The organism is Nocardia sp. alder85J (assembly GCF_020176955.2).
In the GTDB taxonomy this organism is placed as follows: domain Bacteria; phylum Actinomycetota; class Actinomycetes; order Mycobacteriales; family Mycobacteriaceae; genus Nocardia.
Genome location: NZ_JAIUCZ020000004.1, coordinates 527,216 through 544,834 on the forward strand (window position 1 = coordinate 527,216; position 17,619 = coordinate 544,834).

At 71.5% G+C, this 17,619-nt stretch carries 16 protein-coding genes and 1 tRNA gene; 9 read left to right on the top strand and 8 right to left on the bottom strand.

The window, feature by feature from the left end:
* Positions 1 to 52 precede the first annotated feature (52 nt).
* A complete protein-coding gene (locus tag LBW94_RS18430; RefSeq protein ID WP_225057169.1) occupies positions 53 to 1,168 on the bottom strand; it encodes a fatty acid desaturase family protein in 1,116 nt (371 codons plus the stop codon).
* A gap of 184 nt (positions 1,169 to 1,352) precedes the next feature.
* The gene (locus LBW94_RS18435) at positions 1,353 to 2,066 is read right to left on the bottom strand and encodes a MerR family transcriptional regulator (protein WP_225057168.1); all 714 of its coding nucleotides are present in this window, start codon (positions 2,064 to 2,066) and stop codon (positions 1,353 to 1,355) included.
* Positions 2,067 to 2,155: 89 nt separating this feature from the next.
* Here LBW94_RS18435 and LBW94_RS18440 point away from each other — a divergent pair, with 89 nt between their 5' ends.
* Positions 2,156 to 3,367: an erythromycin esterase family protein gene (locus tag LBW94_RS18440; RefSeq protein ID WP_225057167.1), complete on the top strand. Its 1,212-nt coding sequence runs from the start codon at positions 2,156 to 2,158 to the stop codon at positions 3,365 to 3,367.
* A 193-nt stretch (positions 3,368 to 3,560) separates the two neighbouring features.
* On the opposite strand, the gene LBW94_RS18445 is transcribed toward LBW94_RS18440, so the two are convergent.
* Positions 3,561 to 4,430, bottom strand: a complete 870-nt coding sequence (locus tag LBW94_RS18445) for an SCO6745 family protein (RefSeq protein ID WP_225057166.1) — start codon at positions 4,428 to 4,430, stop codon at positions 3,561 to 3,563.
* Positions 4,431 to 4,521: 91 nt separating this feature from the next.
* Between LBW94_RS18445 and LBW94_RS18450 the strand changes: the two genes are divergently transcribed.
* Positions 4,522 to 5,232 carry a GntR family transcriptional regulator gene (locus LBW94_RS18450; protein WP_225057165.1) on the top strand — a complete coding sequence of 237 codons (711 nt, stop codon included), beginning with the start codon at positions 4,522 to 4,524 and terminating at the stop codon, positions 5,230 to 5,232.
* Between the two features lie 53 nt (positions 5,233 to 5,285).
* On the top strand, positions 5,286 to 5,459 hold the full coding sequence (locus tag LBW94_RS18455; RefSeq protein ID WP_225057164.1) for a CsbD family protein: 174 nt from the start codon (positions 5,286 to 5,288) through the stop codon (positions 5,457 to 5,459).
* 132 nt (positions 5,460 to 5,591) lie between these two features.
* On the opposite strand, the gene LBW94_RS18460 is transcribed toward LBW94_RS18455, so the two are convergent.
* The gene (locus tag LBW94_RS18460; RefSeq protein WP_225057163.1) at positions 5,592 to 5,939 is read right to left on the bottom strand and encodes a hypothetical protein; all 348 of its coding nucleotides are present in this window, start codon (positions 5,937 to 5,939) and stop codon (positions 5,592 to 5,594) included.
* Positions 5,940 to 6,405: 466 nt separating this feature from the next.
* Between LBW94_RS18460 and LBW94_RS18465 the strand changes: the two genes are divergently transcribed.
* A tRNA-Arg gene (locus tag LBW94_RS18465) sits at positions 6,406 to 6,478 on the top strand.
* 141 nt (positions 6,479 to 6,619) lie between these two features.
* Complete coding sequence (locus LBW94_RS18470; RefSeq protein WP_225057162.1) at positions 6,620 to 7,168, top strand: hypothetical protein; 549 nt, start codon at positions 6,620 to 6,622, stop codon at positions 7,166 to 7,168.
* A gap of 82 nt (positions 7,169 to 7,250) precedes the next feature.
* Here the strand turns inward: LBW94_RS18470 and LBW94_RS18475 are convergent, their stop codons facing one another.
* From LBW94_RS18475 to LBW94_RS18485, 3 genes are read right to left on the bottom strand one after another with little or no spacing between them, the layout of a single operon-like run.
* Entirely contained in the window at positions 7,251 to 9,851 is a 2,601-nt protein-coding gene (locus tag LBW94_RS18475; protein WP_225057161.1) for a LuxR C-terminal-related transcriptional regulator, read from the bottom strand.
* Between the two features lie 31 nt (positions 9,852 to 9,882).
* Positions 9,883 to 11,019, bottom strand: coding sequence for a catalase family protein (locus LBW94_RS18480; protein ID WP_225057160.1), 1,137 nt, complete (start codon positions 11,017 to 11,019; stop codon positions 9,883 to 9,885).
* A 14-nt stretch (positions 11,020 to 11,033) separates the two neighbouring features.
* Positions 11,034 to 12,704, bottom strand: coding sequence for a peroxidase family protein (locus tag LBW94_RS18485; RefSeq protein ID WP_225057277.1), 1,671 nt, complete (start codon positions 12,702 to 12,704; stop codon positions 11,034 to 11,036).
* A gap of 578 nt (positions 12,705 to 13,282) precedes the next feature.
* Between LBW94_RS18485 and LBW94_RS18490 the strand changes: the two genes are divergently transcribed.
* Entirely contained in the window at positions 13,283 to 14,035 is a 753-nt protein-coding gene (locus LBW94_RS18490; protein WP_225057159.1) for a hypothetical protein, read from the top strand.
* Between the two features lie 8 nt (positions 14,036 to 14,043).
* Here the strand turns inward: LBW94_RS18490 and LBW94_RS18495 are convergent, their stop codons facing one another.
* The gene (locus LBW94_RS18495; protein WP_225057158.1) at positions 14,044 to 14,895 is read right to left on the bottom strand and encodes a hypothetical protein; all 852 of its coding nucleotides are present in this window, start codon (positions 14,893 to 14,895) and stop codon (positions 14,044 to 14,046) included.
* Between the two features lie 177 nt (positions 14,896 to 15,072).
* On the opposite strand from LBW94_RS18495, the gene LBW94_RS18500 reads away from it, so the two are divergent.
* From LBW94_RS18500 to LBW94_RS18510, 3 genes are read left to right on the top strand one after another with little or no spacing between them, the layout of a single operon-like run.
* Complete coding sequence (locus LBW94_RS18500; protein ID WP_225057157.1) at positions 15,073 to 15,789, top strand: response regulator transcription factor; 717 nt, start codon at positions 15,073 to 15,075, stop codon at positions 15,787 to 15,789.
* Entirely contained in the window at positions 15,786 to 17,195 is a 1,410-nt protein-coding gene (locus tag LBW94_RS18505; protein ID WP_225057156.1) for a sensor histidine kinase, read from the top strand. Before LBW94_RS18500 ends, LBW94_RS18505 begins: the two co-directional genes overlap by 4 nt.
* A gap of 26 nt (positions 17,196 to 17,221) precedes the next feature.
* Positions 17,222 to 17,389, top strand: coding sequence for a hypothetical protein (locus LBW94_RS18510; protein WP_225057155.1), 168 nt, complete (start codon positions 17,222 to 17,224; stop codon positions 17,387 to 17,389).
* Positions 17,390 to 17,619 lie beyond the last annotated feature (230 nt).

The window sequence follows — 17,619 nt, forward strand, 5'->3', positions numbered from 1 at the left end:
GGCCGCGGCTCGGCCCGGCCGGAAGTGGCCGCGCTCCACGCGCTTTCGGATGCTAGTGGTCGACGGCCGACAGTGTCGGCGGCCACCGCTCCGGCTCCGGCTCGATCGTCGCCTCCGCGCGCAGTCCCACCGGGACCGGGGCCGAACGGGTATCGCCCGCAACCGGTTCCGGCCCGGCGCGCAGCGACCGGCCGACGGCGTCCAGGTGGCCCAGCGCCTCGGCATAGGACTCGAACAGGCCGGTCTCGTGGTACGGCACACCGGCTTCCGCGCAGAACTGCATCACCAGCGGCCGGGCCCGGCGCAGGTTGACCCGCGGCATGGCCGGGAAGAGATGATGCTCGATCTGGTAGTTCAGGCCACCCAGCGCGGTATCGGTGACCGGTCCGCCGCGCACGTTACGGGCGGTGAGCACCTGCCGGCGCAGGAAATCGGTGGCGTCGCCGACCGGGAGTACCGCCATCCCTTTGTGATTCGGCGCGAAGGTGCTGCCCATGTAGAGCCCGAACAGGCCCTGCTGCACCAGAATGAAGACCACCGCTTTGACCGGGGAGAGGACCAGGAACACCGCGCCTAGGTAGCCGACGGCGTGGGCCAGCAGCAGCGCGCCCTCCGCGGCCCGGTGCGATATCGGCCAGCGCAGGATCGCCCGGCCGCTGGACAGGTGCAGGCTCCAGCCCTCCAGCAACAACATCGGGAAGAACAACCACGCCTGGTATCGGAAGATCAGCCGCCGGACACCGCGGCCGGTGCGGGCGCGGTCCGCGGAATGGGCCAGCACACCCAGCACGTCCGGATCCGCGTCCTCGGTGTTGGGATGCGCGTGGTGCCGGTTGTGGTTACTGGTCCACCAGCCGATGCTCACCCCGATGGCGAGGTTGCCGAACAGCAGGCCGTACCACTGATTGGCCCGCCGGGTGGCGAAGATCTGCCGATGCCCGGCGTCGTGCCCGAGGAAGGCGAAATGGGGGAAGATCGCCGCCAGCACCACCGCCACCACGAGCTGCCACCAGGAGTCGCCGACGAGCGCGAATGCGGTCCACCCGGCCGCGAGCACCGCGACGGTGATCGCACTCTTCCAGGCGTAGTAACCGAGCCGCCGATTCAGCAGTCCCGCGGTCCGCACTCGCCGCAACAACTCCGCATACTCGCTGCCTCGTACAGGCACAGCGTTCTCCACCACCACGGGCCGCATTCGCCTGCCTCACCAACCGTTTTCGCCAAGTATGCCCGAACGTTGTCCCGGTCCACCGCCACCAGCGGGCAGTCGACCCGACCACGACCAGAGTGCGGCCATCAGACCGCCGTCCGGTGAACGGAAGTGCCGGCGGGCCGAACATCTGTGTGACGAATCAGCTCCCGTCGCGCTGGTGTGGTCGGTCGAGCATAGCGAGGTAGGTATCCAGTCGTGCCGCTCCGGTCAGCAGGTGGCGGCTACGGGCGGTCAGCCGGTCCTGCCAGGCGGCCAGAAAGGCGGTCAGCGCCTGCGCCCCGCCCGCCGAACGCAGCGCGTCGAGGAACTGCGCGACCTGGGCGAGTCGATGGCCGCCCTGCCGCAACTGCCGCGCTATCTCGGCGTCGCGGACGCAGTCCGGCCCGTACCCGCGGTACCCGGTGGCCCGGTCGCGGGCGGGTCGCAGGATGCCGTGGGTCTCCCAGGTGCGCAGCGTGGCCGCGTGCACCCCGAGCCGCCGCGCGAGCTCGCCCACGGTCAGCGGCGGCCCGGCGATCGGGACCGGTGCGCCGGCCGACAGACCGCCCAGGGCGGCGGCGACCTCGGTGCGGGTGTCGCGCTCGGCGAGCAGCGCGACGTGCGCGGCATCGATGAGCCGGTAGGCGGACTCGAGGTCGCCGCGGTGGACCGCGCGCATGATCTCCGTCGCGTCCCGATGCCCGTGCCCGGCGCGCAGCGCGAGGAAGGCCCGCAGCGCCCGCGCGTGCCCCGGTGTGTACCGGCGGTACCCTGCCGCGCTGCGCTCGGCCGGCGGCAGCACCCCGGCCGCGTCGTAGTTGCGGATCGCCTGCGCGGACAATCCGTGCTCCCGGGCCAGATCGACCGGCCGCACTCCACGCCTCCTTGTGAGACTTCCGCAGTGTTATCCCACGTCGTTCGCAGTGAAGTTTCACTCGAATCTTCAAGGATACTGTCGAGCCCATGCCCACCACACCGCGCGCACTCGCTCGCCCCTGCGACGACCCGGAGACGCTGGGTCGTGCCGTCGACGAACTGCTGGCCGCTCGCCACGAACCCCCGGCCCTGCTGGCCCTCGGTGAGCCGGCGCACGGCATCGCCGCATTCCCGCTGCTGCGCAACGAACTTCTCGCCCACCTGGTGGACCGCGGCTTCCGGTCCGTCGCGCTGGAGACCGACAGCTTCGCCGCCGCGGCGGTCGACGACTACGTGAGCGGCGCGGCGACGGAGATCGATACCGTCCTCGCGACCGGGTTCAGCCACGGATTCGGCGCCGTCCCGGGCAACCGTGAACTGATCGAATGGCTGCGCGCCCACAACTCCGGCCGTCCGGCGGCGGACCGGGTCCGTTTCCACGGCTTCGACGCCCCGACGGAGTCCGCGTTCGTGCCGAGCCCACGACGGGCGCTGACCACGGTCATCGGTTACCTGCCCCCGTCGCTGCGTCCCGATTCGAGCCGCGACCTGGACACCCTGCTGGGCCCGGACGAGGACTGGACCGCCCCGGCGGCCATGTACGACCCCGCGGCGTCGATCGGCGGCTCCGAGCGCGTGCGCACCCTGCGCCTGGCCGCCGACGACCTGGCCGGAACTCTGCGGCGCGCGGCCCCGATCCTGCGCCCGGCCGACCCGGCCGGTTACGACCACGCCGCCGCCCACGCCCGCACCGCCGTCGGCCTGCTACGCTGCCACGCCGCGATGGCCACCGCCGGACCCGACCGGGTCGCCACCCTGCTCGCCCTGCGCGCGGAGATGATGGCCGACAACCTGCTGGCGATCGTCGCGCGAGAACAGCCGCGCGGCCCCAGCCTGGTATTCGCGCACAACGTGCACCTGCGACGCGCCCGGTCCGGCCTGCGGTTCGGCGACGACACCGCGCACTGGTGCGGCGCGGGCGCCCTCGCCGCCCTCACCCTCGGCGACCGCTACGTCTTCGTGGCCACCGACGGCCGTCCCGACAGCGCACCCGGCACCCTCCAGCACGCCCTGGCCGAGGCGACCACCCGCCGCTCCCTGTTCCCCGCCCCGGCCCTGCGCGCCGCCCTGCCCGCGTCGATCGGCACTGCCGAACCTGTTGTGCCGGGCCATATTCCACTCACTCCGGCCGACCTCGACAGCACCGACGCGGTCGTCTTCGTCGCCGACACCGACGGCAGACAGTATCGGTACTGGTGACCCGGGTCCGCGTACTGGTCATCGGCACGGCTTGTGCGACAACCGAATCGGCGCGGAGGCCGAGGCCCGGATTACGAGCACGGCAGTGCCCGAGGCCGGGCACATGGCCACAGCGACTGCGACTTCCGGCGTACGATGCGGACTCGGCGACCGGCCACCCGGCCGGTGCCGAAGCCGCTCGGATTTCCCGGGGTCAATGCAGTCCGGCGAATGTTCCTGCGGCGGTGAAGGCGTCGGAGATCGGTGTGAGGAGGGCGACGAGGCGGCGGGTGTCCGGGTCGCCGATCGGGGACCAGAGTTCGGCGCAGTGCTCGTCGGTGTCGGTCTCGAGCTGTTCGCGGGCGGCCAGACCCTCCGCGGTGGCGGTACCGTCGGCGTCGAGCCAGCCGCGTGCGGCCAATCGTGCTGTCGCAGCGGCCCATTCGTTGTCGTTCCAGAGCCGGGTGGCGCGCAGCACCGCCGCCGGGAGCCGGCCGGTGGCGGCGTGCAGGACATTGCAGTCGCACGGGCCGAGCCGGTTGGCGACGAGTACGGCGATGTGCGCGTCGCCGCGCCACTCGCGCAGCACCGTGATCTGCTGCCACAGCGCGACCAGCGGATCGTCCGGCAGCGGGACGGCCGCGTTGGCGGCGGCCATCGGTTTTCCGGCGTAGTCCGCGGCCGCGACGACCGGGTCGAGCAGTGACCGGGCCGCCGCGATCGCGTCGGGGGCCAGTGGCACGCCGACCCGTCGCATCGCCCGGCCGACGGCCGCGAATCGGGCGGCCTGCCAGCGGGCGGGCGGCGCCACGTCCCAGACCCCGGCCAGGGTCCGCACCGCGCGCGGACTGAAGTTGTAGAAGGTCGCGAGCGCGACCTGCCACGGTACGGTGCCCAGCGCGGCCGCACGGAGTGCGAAATACCGTGGCGTGCGCTCTGTTACGCCGAGTGCGGCGGCCTCCTCGGCGGCTTCGGGGATCAGGTAGGCGAACAGGTGGGCCGCGCTCACGGCGTTCGCGGCCGCGCGGACCGCATCGAGCTCCGTCGGGATGTGTGGCCTCGCGGCGGTGGAGTGGTGGGTCATGACGTCCTCTCGACAATGTCGACTGGCACTGCCTGATAGTCGATGATCGGAAGAATAATCGATGATTTTAGTGATTGTCTATGATGGCGGCATGGCACAGGCAGTCGTTCCCGTCGCCGGGGCGGACAAACAGATGCTTTCCGAGCAGGTCTACGGCCGATTGCGGGATGCGATCATGCGTGGCGAGCACGCCCCCGGGACGGCGCTGAAACCACAGGACCTGTCCCGGGAACAGGGTGTGAGCCTGGCCGTGGTGCGCGAGGCGCTGGTCCGGCTCGTCGGTGACGGCCTGGCCGACCGGCTGCACAATCGGGGTTTCGCGGTCCCGGCCTGCACCGATCGGCGCTGGCAGGAGGTCGCCGAGGCCCGGCGCACCATCGAGCCGGTCCTCCTGCGGATGTCGGTGGAACGCGGCGACGTCGACTGGGAGGCCCGCGTCCGCGCGGCCCACCATCGCCTCGCCCGCACCCGGCCGTATACCGAACCGGGGCCGCACTACGGCGAGGAGTGGTCGCACGCGCATCGGATCTTCCACCGGACCCTGCTGGAGGGTTGTGGCAACCCGGTGCTGCTGGAGACCTTCGACCGGCTGTGGACCGCGAGTGAACTGGCCCGCCGCTGGTCCGGATATCGCAACCCCACCCGCGACCACCTGGGCGAACACCGGCTGCTGGAGGAAACCGCGCTGGCCCGCGACGCCGATGCCGCCGCCGAGGCGCTGACCCGCCACCTCACCCTGACCGCGACCGGCCTCGAAGACCCGGCCGACCGGGCGTCGTTTCGGCCCGAATCAGCGGGGTAGCCGACAAGTGGGACATGGGTCCCAGCGAATCGTCTTCGACCGGAAGGAGCACCATGAGCACCACCGACAAGGCGAAGAACAAGGCCGAGGAACTGGCGGGCAAGGCCCGCGAGAAGGCCGGCCAGGTCACCGGTGACCGCGATCAGGAGAATCGCGGCAAGGCCGATCAGGCGAAATCCAACCTGAAGGACGCGGGGGAGAAGGTGAAGGACGCCTTCCGCCACTGAGTCGCCGGACCGGAATGCGGGGCGCCCACGGGCGCCCCGCATTTGGCTGTCCGGGCCGGATCATGTTCGCGCAGTGAGCTATTCGGTGTCATTGAGCTATTCGGTGTCATTGAGCTATTCGGTGGCAGTGGGCTAATCGGTGTCAGCCGCCGACTGTGGTTCGCAGCGCCGGGCCAGTTCCGCGGTGCGCCGCCGGTATTCGTCGGCGCTGATCCGGCCCTTCAGGCGGGCGGTCAGCAGCACGTTGGCGGCGTTGAGGGCGGGCCAGATCTGGGCCGGGTCGGCCCATTCGACCGTGAGCGCCAGGGCGGCCGGTGGCGTCGGGCCGGGGTCCGCCATCGGGACGACCGGCCGGGTTCGCTTCCGCGTCCGGCGGGTTCCGCGGCGGGTCCGGGAACCGATACTGTCGCGGGAGAGGAGCCAGCAGGTCGTCGTGAGTATCGCCGTGCAGGCGAGCGACACGAGGATGTCCAGAACCATCGGTGTCTCCTTCCGTGCGATGTCGACGGCATACCCGAGGACGGCGAATCCATCCCCGGGCCGCCCCGGCGCCCGGCACGAGGTCATGGCTGTGCGGCCACCCTTCGATGGTCCGATAATTCGTTTTCCCTGGTGAATACGCGGTGTTACCGTTGAAGCACAGACCGGTCCCGCGTGATCCACCGCGACGACCGCGAAAACTATTGGTGAGAGTGCCGGAACGAGGGTTGATCCGGCCGGGGGAGCTCCCGCATCTCGATGTCGAGCAGGTGTCGACGACGACATCCGCGTGAGCGTTCCGGCGCGCCGCCTGGCGCCGGGCCCTCGCCGGATCACGCCGATCGGCTTCCCGCCGAACCATCGATGGACCGCGGGCGTATCTCGTACTGTGCGAACCACGCCCGCAACCTGTCCCGCGCACCTCGGCGCCGAGGTGGTGCCGACGACGGCACCGGCGCGGGATCAGGTGCCCGTAGCTCAACGGACAGAGCATCCGGTTCCGAACCGGAAGGTCGGGGGTTCGAATCCCCCCGGGCACACGGGATTCGGGGCGTTGTGGGCGTTGTGTGCGATTCGGGTAGTCGGCTACCCGTGTGCCGATCGCGTCCGGCGATTTCGATCGAGGTTGCAATCATCGAGCGCGGTGGCGCCTGTCGCCGCCGATTCCGCGGAGGAACACGATGGCTGGTGATACAGCCTGCAATCACGCCCCGGCGCAGCCCGCCGAGGGTGACCGCACCGCCGAAACCGTCTCCACCGCCGCGAAGTTCGGCGCCGCCCTGCGGTCCGGCGGGTGCCGTCGCCGACCGATGGCCCGCGTCGGCCGCCGCCGGCCGGATCGGTCAGGCGAGGTCCCCTCGCCGCCGCTACCCCCAGCCGCGACCCCGCCCACCGCGCCGCCACCGGAGCCGGGTATCGCCCCACTGGCCGAGCCCGCACTCGCCCTCGGCATGGCGATGCTGCTCGTGCTGGCGGCATTCGCACGCGGAATCCCGGTGTGGGCCACCGACTACGGCATCTTCCTGGTCTACCTCGCCGTGATCCTGTACGCGGCGCTGGCGGTGGCCGCCATGCGCTGGGGCCTGCGGACGCGGCGCGATCACCGGGTGGCGCGAGCACGGTCCGCGCGGACCACCGCCACCGACCCGATCCGCGAGGCCGCGGGCGACGCCGGAATCGAGCCGTGCGACAACGGTATACCGGATTCCGTGCCATCCGATCCGGTGTGACGTCGCGAACGCTGAGCGGCGGAACCGGGCGTTCCACCGCGCTGTCCGATCGATCGGGTCGGCGCTGCTGATCGAGTCCGCGCTACTCGACCGGGTTCTGCCAGATCAGTTCCGCGAGTTGGTCGCGGTCGGTGGCGTCGAGTTTGGTGCAGGCGCGGTAGATGTGGCCCTCGACGGTGCGGATGGAGACGCCGAGGCGTTCGGCGATGTCGCGGTTGGAGCGGCCGCGGGCGACGTGGGCGCTGATCTCGCGTTCGCGGGCGGTCAGGGGCAGGGGGCGGGAGGTGGCCATCAGGGCGGGGGTGGCGGCGCCGTCGCAGCGGGCGGCCAGGCGCAGGGCGCGGGCGGCGGCCTGGGCGCTGTGGCGGCGCTGGCCGGCCCGGTCGTGCAGCGGGATCGCCTGGGCCGCGGCGTCGGCGGCCGACAGCAGCAGACCGACCTGTTCGAATTCCAGGCTCACCGCATCCAGTGCGGCGGTGTCGGATTCGGTGATGGCGGCGGCGTGGCGGGCGTACATGCCCGCCACCGGGCCCTGCACGCGGGTGGCCAGGGTGGCCAGGCGGGTGGCGTGGGTGCGGTCGCCGAAGCGGGTGGCGTGGTGCAGGGCCTCGGCTTCCAGCGCGTACTGCCCGGCCCCGGCGGCGACGGTGGCGGCCTTGCGGGCCAGGTCGACCGCCGAATGCTTGCCGGCGGTCGCCGCGGCCAGCCAGGCGCGGGCGAGCAGGCGCTGCGGTTCGTGCAGGGCCAGATGCGGGCCGGAATGTTGCTCGGCGTCGGCGAGCACCCGTTCGGCGTGGGCGACGTCGCCCAGTGCGGCGTAGGCGCGCACCAGCAGTAGCCGCGCGGGCAACTGCCAGGGCAGCGACTTCTCGGCGTGCAGCGCCGCCAGCGCCTGTTCGAAGGTGGTGACGGCCTCCCGGAACCGGCCGCGGTGGATGGCCACCACACCGACCGCGATCTTCGCGATGGCCCAGCCCAGAAACTGTGCGGTGGAGGAGAATTCGCTGTACTCGGTGGCGCGCTGCTCGGCCAGCTCCAGTTCGCCGACGGTGGTCAGCGCGAGCACGTCGCAGTAGCGCACCATCACCCGGATCATGCCGTCGGTGGGTTTCTTCTCCGCGCGGCTGCGCGCGGCGATCGGCTCGAAATCCTGGCCGCGCCCCGCGACCGGCATCGCCAGGCCCGCCGCGAAGGCGGCGAAGTCGATGGCCTGTTTCGGCGAATCCGGTGCGTCGAGCACCTTCTCGGCGGCCGCGATGCCCTCGGCGATCCGGTTCTCGTGCACCGTCATCGCCGCCGCGGCGGCGTCCACGACCAGCCGCAGCGCCGGGAACTCGACCCGAGTGTCCATGAGCTGCATGACTTCCCGGCCGTGCGTCACCTTGCCCAGCGACCAGAACAGCAGGCTCGCGCGGGGTACGCCCCACTGCACCAGCTGGAACTGGTCCAGCGTCTCGGAATCGAAACCGCCCAGGATGGCGTCGGCCTCGCCGGGCCGGCCCTGCCACAGCAGCGCCCGCGCCAGCAGCTCACCCTCGCGCAGCCCGCCGTCGCGTTCCCACGCGGCGCGGGCCAGCCGCTCACCCAGCGACAGATTGGACAGGAAGATGGCGTCTTTCGCGGCATTGATCAGCAGATCGCTGTCCGCGGGCTGATCGCTGTCGAGATACAGCTGCGCCATCCGGATCCGGTCCGCGGCGGTACCCGGCTCCCGTTCACGCAGCGCCGCCACGATGCGGCCGCGCCGGCGCCGTGCCGAGGCGGTGCCGATCCGGCCGTGCACCACCTCGCCCAGCAGCGGATGACTGAACCGCGCGCTGATGTGCCTGCCGTCGTTGCCGATTCGGATCAGGCCCGCGATCTCCGCGGCGTCCACGGCCCCCTCACCGACGAGGCCGATGAGGATGTCCAGATCCAGCGGTTCGCACAACGCCAGCATCTGCAACGCGTCGAGTACGGAATCGCCCGCGCGGACCAGTCTTTCGTCCAGCAGCGCCGCCAGCCCGGACGGCACCGCCGTCGGCCCGCGCAACTGCCAGACCCCGTTCACCTCGGTGAGGGTCCCGGCCTCCAGCGCGCCCTCGACCATGGTGCGCAGGAACAACGGGTTGCCGCCGGAGGATTCCCACATCACGTCGGCGCTGAGCCCCTCCAGCGCGCCGTGCAGCACCGACTCGACCAGGCCGACGCACTGCTGCTTGGACAGCGCCGTCAGCTCGACCCGCTCGAGATACCCGTCCTTCCACAGCGACGTCACCGCGTCCGGCACCGGCTCACCACTGCGCACCGTCGCCACGATCCGCGCGCTGCGGTCGACGGCCAGTTGATGCAGCAGGGTCGCCGACAACGTGTCCAGCAGGTGCGCGTCGTCCACCCCCAGCACGGAATTCGGTTGCGCGAGCAGATTTTCCCGCGCCGAGCCCAGCAATGCGAGAGGGTCGCGCGACGCCGACGGCGCGATCCACGGGGCGAACACACCCAGCGGAATCGCCTGCGACGACTGGGTACACGCCGCCCAGCGCACGGTCTGCCGCAACTTGCCGGTCACCATGCGCGCGAGCGTCGTCTTCCCGACCCCGGCGGCGCCGACGAGGACCACCCCGCCGATGTCGCCGGTCGTCAATGCCGTATGGACCCTCTCGAATTCGCTGGGGCGATCGAGCAGCTGCCAGCGCTCATCCATGAGCTGGAAGTGTAGAGCGTCCTGGGCCGCGTCACTGCGGGAGCTGTGAGATGTCGTCGGGTTCGACGCGGGCGGCGTTGTTGACATGATGGCGATAGTTGCTGGAGGCCTCGTAAACTCGCTTCTTCAGCCGGTTGATCGAACCCAGCGGCCGATGCGCCGCCAGTGCCCGCCAGGAGTTGAACGACAGCACGTCGTCGCCGAACGCGCGGCGCTCCGGGGTGTAGGGATCCTGGCGGTCGAACCGGATCGTCGCCACGGTGCGGTGCGGGGACAGCGATTCCGGCCACGGCACCGTCGCGTCCTCGATCGGCATCACCCGCGGATCGGTGCACAACTGCACGCGCAGTTCGTATTCCGCGCTGTGCTCGGCGAAGAAGTCCACCATGAGGTCCTGCAACGCGTTGACGCCGTCGGTGGCCATCGGACGGTCCTGCAGCGCCACCACTTCCGGCGACGACGGGGCGTAGAGCACCTTGGCGACGTGGTCACCCCAGCGCAGCGGCGCCGAGGAGTAGAAGGTGTCGCCGAGGATGTGGGTGTTGGGCCGGACGAACACCGCCAGGGCCGGCGGCAGCGGCCGCCCGATGCGCCGCAGCACCTTCTCGTCCAGGCCGGCGAGCGCATCGGAGACCACTCGCATCACCGGATCGGACAACCGGGCCAGTGCCCACGCCGTCGGCATGCCCTGGGTGAGATAGGCGTGCGCGTCGGCGAACAGGAATTCACGATGGGTCACCATGATGAAGTCCTGTGTGGTGGCCTCGTCGTCGGGCAGCGCGCGCGGCCCCGGGACGCCGAGCACCTTGATGCCCAGTCCGCGCACGCCCCGCAGCTGGTCGCTGCGGATCGCCCCGGAGGTGCTCGACAGCCGGGCGATGACCGGATAGCTGGCCGGCGTCGCGAACATGCCCTGCGCCAACTCCTTCGGCAGGCCGGCGTGCACGGTCAGCTCACCGCGCAGGATGCCGTGGCTCTTGGCGTGCGCGTCGCGGATGCCGCGTTTGTAGATGCGGTAGGCGCGCTCGTTGTTGTGGCGCAGCACCCCGACGATCTTGTCGATGATCTCGTCCTCGTCGGGCCGCGGCCGCTCGAGATCGTCGCTGTAGCGGACGTAGGCGTCCCCGGAGGTGTCCCCGGTGGCGTTCGGTGCTGCCAGGTCGGTCATGGCAATCGGTTCCTTCATCGGGCCGTACTGGGCGCGGTGGTCTTCCAGGGGGCGAACGGGTTGGTGACACCGTCGAGAGCCGGTGCGAGCGTGGGGAAGTGACGCAGCAACACGGTGCGCATGGTGTTGTCGCGCACCCAGGCCATCCCGGCCTCGGTGTAGACCTCGGGGCGGAAATCGCTGGTGAAGAAGCGATCCGCGGACAGCCGCCGCGAAGCCATCAGCACGAAGATCCGGAAGGCGGTGTCGCTGAACCCGAATCCCTTCGGCTTCGGCTCGGCGTAGAGCCCCACCATGAGATCGACCTGTTCCACCTCGCCGTAGAGCTCCCGCAGTTCCGCGGCCCACTCGGGGTTGTCGGTCAGTTCCTCGAACGAGGTGGCCGGAGCCAGCTTCAACTGGCGCCGGAACTCGTTGTAGCGCGGTACTCCTCGCTCCCGGTTGCGCAGGATGTCGACGGTGGCGAGGTCGGTGAGCGGATGTCCGGGGCGGACGAGGTTCTGGAGATGGCGCGGATAGTTGTGCAGCGTCAGCGCGCCGGGATGGGCGCGGCCGAAGGAGTAGAGCAGATCGGCCATCGGCGCCTCGGCCAGTCGCTGCCGCACCTGCGCCACTTGCAGATCCGGGAATTCGTGCGCGGTGACCACGGTGTCGTCGGCCAGCCGGCGCACCTGCAACTCGTCCGGCAGCAACGGATGCATCCGGTAGACGGCCACGAACTCCTCGGTGAGGGCGTACGGCACCCCGTCGTCGTCGGTGTCGGAACCCGGTATACCACTGAGCACTTCGTTGCCGGAGACCCGTCCGAACCGCTTCTGTACCCGCTCGCCGAGGATGCCGAACCAGTTGCCGCGCATGGCCGCCACGGTGGTGGGGTGCGCGATGATCGCGGGTGTCCAGTCCAGCGTGTGGATCTTGGCGATCAGCGCGGAATTCACCAGGCGCGCGGTGTCGTAGAGCTGCTGATCGGTCAGATCCGGGTACCGGCGCGCCAGCCGGTCGCAGATCGCGTTGTGCTCCCGCATGAACAGCGAGTGCAGCAGCGCCAGCCCCACCCAGAAGTTGCCGGCCGGACCGGTCAGGTCCACCAGGGCCTCGACGTTGCGCGGCGGCAGCCCGAGATCGTCGAGCTGCAATCTGCCGCTCTCACCGGTGCGCAGCGCCCGCGCGAATTCGGCGGTGGTGCCGTAGATCTGGGAGGAATCCCACCAGTGCGTATCGCCGGTGGTGTAGGTCGGCGGGGCGTGCGGGTCGAGGCTGGGGGTGGCGGCGGTGCGGAAGATCGTCATGGGCCGCTGCGGCCACGGGTCGTCGTCGGCCAGCGTCACCTGCCACGGCGGGGCGGAGGAGTCCGGGTGGCTGAGCCAGTCGTGCACCTCGAACTGGATCCAGGCCGCCGCCAGCAGGTTCAGGCTGCTCGCGGGCTGGAATTCGGTGCGGGCCAGCAGGGTCCGGCTGATCAGCCGCGGATCCGGATGCATCATCGCGGCCGCGTCCTCGGGACGAGTGTGCGACAGCGGCACATTGCGGCCGAATCGGCAGCCGACCGAGCCGACGCGCGGATCGTCGAGCCGGTTGTAGGTGCCGTCCACCGTCCGGGCGCGGCCGTGCTCGCTGTCCTCGGTGTCGGCGGGCAGCGGACCGGCCGGGTGCGGGCCGGTGTCGAACAGATTCTCCCGGCGCATCCGGCTGCGCAGGCCGACGAGTACCGCCAGCCCCAGCGGCGTGGGCAGTTTCGACCAGCCGACGCTGCCGTCGAGCCGGCCGGCGGCCCACTCCAGCACCCGGGTGGCGGGGGAAACACGGCGAGGGCGCGGCAACGGTTGCACCGCGGTGGCCGCTGGATTCTCCAGCGGCTCTGTCCCGACCATTCGAGGACCTCCAGAAGACACGCGCGAGCGGCGCTCGCCGGGGATGGTACCGGACGCCCAGTGTTGCTGCCGGAGTGCGGGTCCGGCACGCGTAGTCCACTACCTCAAAGGCCCGCCGGGGCCCGCTCCGGCCGCCCGGCGGGCTCATCGGCCGCAGGACGGTCCGCCGTGAACCGGCGCGCCCGGCCGCGGCACCCGGCCCGAGCGGGTTGCCGATCGGCTGCGATGCCCGGCCGCGCCCGCGCCCGCCGGGGCCCGGGGGACGAATCGGCCACCGCAATCGAGTAGTGCCATACCCGCGCCCGGCGGCGGCCGGTGCGGCAACGCTGTCGGTGGTGGTGTCGCCGGACCGCGGACACCCACTCGGGCCGGCAGCGGAAAGGGACTCTCGCGTGATCACCCCGATCGAAATCAAGGTCAACGTCGGTGGCGACGTCACCGCGGCGCTGACCCGACTGCGCGGGACCGACGGCCCGGCGACCAGCCGCCGAATCTGGTTCGCCGAGGCCCGGTTCGGTGGCACGGGCAGACCGCTGGCGCTGTTGTCCAGCCATATCATCATCCGGCTGCGCAGCGGCGACCACGACGACCTGACCGTGAAACTGCGGCCCTGCCAGCGTTCTCAGCTGGCCGGGCTGTGGGCCGCGCCCTTCACCGAAGGCGCGCTGGCATATCGGCTCGTCGGCGATTGGAGCGGCCGCCGCCGGATGCTGTCGGCCGCGGTGGTGAGCAGCCGCGCGGCGGGGTCGCTGCGGGAGGTGGCGACCACGCCCGGCGCCGATATCGCCGGCGCCCTGGACTCCGCCCAGCGGCGGTTCCTGGTCAGTTGCACCCCACCGGGTGCGGCGGTGGATCATCTGGTGGCACTGGGCCCGATCGAGTCCACCAGGTGGTCCCGGCTACGACTCGGCGATGTGCAGCTGGAGGTCGAACGCTGGTGCGCCGATTCCTTCGACATGCTCGAACTGACCGCCCGCATCGAGCCGCGCGAGGGCGAATCGCTCGCCTCGGTGGAAACCCGCGCCGCCGCAATGCATTCCAGGCTGGAGTCCGCGGTGCGCCGGCAGGGCATGCAGATCGAGAACGGGTTCACCAAGACCCATCAGGTCATCACCGCCCTGGCGGCCCGGGTCCCGCAGTCCTGAGCCCGGATTCAGCAGCGGTCGGTCCAGCGGCACCACGGCCGGGGCCGCGGCTGCGGCGCCGGCCGCTGGATCTGGATGTCGATGCGGATATCGGTGCGGCGGACGGTATCTCCCGGCGCGGTCGCGGGAGCGGCGGCCGCCGGGGCGGGATCGTGCGCGGCCACCACGGAGACGGTGTTCGTGGCCGGAGCCGGCGCGCGGGTGCCGTCCAGATCGTGCTGCCGCGCGACACAATCGGGCAGCACGCCGGCCCCGGCCTGCCACGCGGCGGTCTCGGCTGCCGCCAGGGCGGGCAGGTAGCCGCGGTCGGGGGCGGGCAATCCCGCGGCGGCGGTGGCGATCTGGCCGTCCACGGGTGCGGCGGCCGCGGCGCGATCCACCGCCGGGGTCAGCCGGGCCAGACCGGCGGCGAGGACGAGTTCGTTGACGCTGGGACCGGTCGGCCCCGCGGGATCGGACGACGCGGCGGCGGGTGAATCCGCCGGGCGCACATACACGAAGGCCGGCAGCGTCCGCGGGCGCGCCGCCGCGGCCGAACGCACCAGCAGCACCGGCGTTCCCACCGGCAGGAAGCGGGTCAGCGCCGCGGACAGGGCGCCGCGGTCGCCCGGCCCGCAATCGCCTGCCGCCACCTCGGCGAGGGTCACCGTCACCGGACGGGTGGCGCCGATGTCCACCGCGATGTCGGCGACGCCGTCGGCGGACACCACACCCCGCAGCACCGGGTCGCCCGGGACCCGCATCGTGGTGTCGGGCAAGGTGTACCGGCCGTCTTCGGCGCAGCCGGCCAGACCGCCCACCACGGCCGCGAGCAGGGCACAGCGCACCCAGGTGGTCGGAAACCCCTCGGTCGTGGACACGTCTGTCTACCTCCCGCGCCGGCTGCCCGAAGCGTACGTTCGAGTTCCGTCGCACTCAACCGTGCGCGCGGGTTCCTCACCGGTTCCTCATGCGATCTTCAGAAACGCGGGGCCGCGCAGCATCGACACTGGGGAGGTTCGATGTGCGCGGTGTGCGGCGGAAGGTCGGGAGCAGCAGTGGGTGTGGAAACCGAAACGCAGGGACAACGCCGGGTCCTGATCGTCGACGACGATCCCAATGTCCGGGAGTCGTTGCAGCGCGGGCTGGTGCTGTGCGGATTCGACGTGGTGACCGCCGAGGACGGCGCGATGGCGATCACCGCGCACCACCGGCACAACCCCGACGCGATCGTGCTGGACCTCCAGATGCCGCGGCTGGACGGGCTCGGCGTCATCACCGCGCTGCGCGCCTACGGCAGCGATGTGCCGATCTGCGTGCTCAGCGCCCGCAGCGCCGCCGACGATCGGATCGAGGGCCTGGAGGCGGGCGCCGACGACTATCTGATCAAACCGTTCGTCTTCGACGAACTCACCGCCCGGCTGCGAGCCCTGTTGCGCCGCAGCCGCAACGACCGCCCCGACGGGCGCGACGCCGTCACCGTCGGCTCGCTGCACATCGACCTCGCCGGCCGCCGCGTCTACCGGGCCGGCTCCGCGATCGAGCTCACCCGCAGGGAATACGAGCTGCTCACCACCCTGATCGACCATCCCGGCGTGGTGTTGACCCGGGAACAGCTGCTGGAACGGGTGTGGGGCTACGACTTCGCCACCGACACCAACGTGGTCGACGTCTTCGTCAGCTACCTGCGCCGCAAACTGGAATCCGGCGGCGAGCCCCGGCTGATCCACACCGTCCGCGGCGTCGGATACGTGCTGCGGCAGGACAACCGGTGAGCTCCCGGGAACTGTCGCCGCCCGGCCGGGCGCTGTCGCTGCGCACCCGGGTGGCGCTGTCCACGGCACTGGGCGCGCTGATCGTGGTGGCGGGCCTGGCCGCGGCCATCTCGGTCGGCATCGCCCGCAACAACATCGACCATCTCGACCGCGAACTCGACACCGCCGCACAGCTGCTCGCGCTCAACGCCGACACCGCCGAGCCGGTCCTCGGCCGCCTCGGCGACGTCGGGGCGTTCGCGGTGTCGATGCGGATCGACGACCGGCCGGTGGCCGCCACCACCACCCGGATCCCGGTGCTGCCGGAGGGATTCCACACCGTCGACATCGACCGGGTGCGGTATCGGGTGGATTCGGTGACGACCGTGCGGGATGGGGAACGCCTGGCCATCTCGGTGGCCGTGCCGATCCGCGAGGCCCAGACCATCACCCGCACCCAGCAGCGCCGGGTGCTGCTGCTGGGCGCGATGGCGGTGCTGGTCGCCTCCGGATTGGGCTGGCTGTTCGGCGGTCTCGCGGTGCGGCCGCTGGTGGAGCTGGCCCGCCGGATCGGCCAGGGCGCGCCGCTGCCGGCCGCCTCCGGCCCCATCCGGGAGGCCAATCAGGTCACCGCCGAGGTGGCCGACATGCTCGGGCGCATCCGGGACGCGCACGCCCGCACCGATTCCGCGCTGGAGTCCGCGCGCACCTTCGCCGCCTCGGCGGCCCACGAACTGCGCACCCCGCTGACCGCGATGCGCACCGATCTGGAGGTGATGCGCGGGCTCGACCTGCCGCGGGAGCAGCGCACCGAAATCCTCGACGACGTGCTGCGCAAGCAGAACGGCGTCGAATCCACGCTCACCGCACTGGAACTGCTCGCCTCGGGGGAACTGATCCGCACCGATCGCCGGGTCGCCGCGGATGTGGTGGAACTGGCCGACGAGGCGGTGCACGACGCCACCCGCCGCTATCCCGGCGCCGATATCCGGGTGTCCAGCGAACCGCCGCTGATCGCCGACGTGCTGGTGACCGGGGTGCGGCTGGCGCTGGACAACGCCATCGCCAACGCGATCAAGCACGGCCGGGCCACCCGCATCGATATCGCCGCCGAGCTGACGGCGGACCAGCGGCTGCGCATCACCGTCGACGACGACGGGCGCGGCATCCCGCCCGAGGAGCGCGCGGCGGTGTTCGCGCGCTTCCACCGCGGCAGCGGCGCCGCGCGCGACGGCTCCGGGCTGGGCCTGGCCCTGGTCGCGCAGCAGGCGCAATTGCACGGCGGCCGGGCCTTTTTCACCGACAGCCCGCTGGGCGGGATCCGGCTGGTGCTGGATCTGGCCGCGGCCCGGGGCGCGGACGCGGACCGGCAGGATCACGCCACGAAACCTCATCGGCCCTTAAGAGTTCGGTTTCCGGTGCGCTAACGATCGGTCCATACCGTCGAATTCGGGTGATCCGTTCCCCGGACATCCCCGGTCGGATCCCGACCGGATCGACAGCCGAAAGCGAGACGACCATGGTGTTCGAGGGCCCCTTCTTCGACCTGCTCCACCCCTTCTTCAACCTGCTGCACCCGTTCCTGCCCAAGACCGGATCGGGCACCGGTTCGGCGCTGTAGGGCGCGCGCGGGCCGGTGTTCACCCACCGGCCCGCCACCCGCGCCGGAACGCGGTGGCCGGGCATCGGCGCAACGGGGGACACCGGTGTCGCCGGGCCCGCCGGACTCGGTCGCGCCGCCGAAGCCGCCGGTCCACCGGACAGCCCGCGCCAGGGCGATGCCGGTGACCGACTCCGCTACCCGCGCAACGACGATGCCGGTCCCGCGATCATCGCGGGACCGGCATTTCC

What these genes read in the sequence shown, in the direction of transcription:
- LBW94_RS18440 (WP_225057167.1), top strand. Translation starts at nt 2,156, where the DNA reads ATGCCCACCACACCGCGCGCACTCGCTCGCCCCTGCGACGACCCGGAG.
- LBW94_RS18445 (WP_225057166.1), bottom strand. Translation starts at nt 4,430, where the DNA reads ATGACCCACCACTCCACCGCCGCGAGGCCACACATCCCGACGGAGCTC.
- LBW94_RS18450 (WP_225057165.1), top strand. Translation starts at nt 4,522, where the DNA reads ATGGCACAGGCAGTCGTTCCCGTCGCCGGGGCGGACAAACAGATGCTT.
- LBW94_RS18455 (WP_225057164.1), top strand. Translation starts at nt 5,286, where the DNA reads ATGAGCACCACCGACAAGGCGAAGAACAAGGCCGAGGAACTGGCGGGC.
- LBW94_RS18460 (WP_225057163.1), bottom strand. Translation starts at nt 5,939, where the DNA reads ATGGTTCTGGACATCCTCGTGTCGCTCGCCTGCACGGCGATACTCACG.
- LBW94_RS18470 (WP_225057162.1), top strand. Translation starts at nt 6,620, where the DNA reads ATGGCTGGTGATACAGCCTGCAATCACGCCCCGGCGCAGCCCGCCGAG.
- LBW94_RS18475 (WP_225057161.1), bottom strand. Translation starts at nt 9,851, where the DNA reads ATGGATGAGCGCTGGCAGCTGCTCGATCGCCCCAGCGAATTCGAGAGG.
- LBW94_RS18480 (WP_225057160.1), bottom strand. Translation starts at nt 11,019, where the DNA reads ATGACCGACCTGGCAGCACCGAACGCCACCGGGGACACCTCCGGGGAC.
- LBW94_RS18485 (WP_225057277.1), bottom strand. Translation starts at nt 12,704, where the DNA reads ATGCGCCGGGAGAATCTGTTCGACACCGGCCCGCACCCGGCCGGTCCG.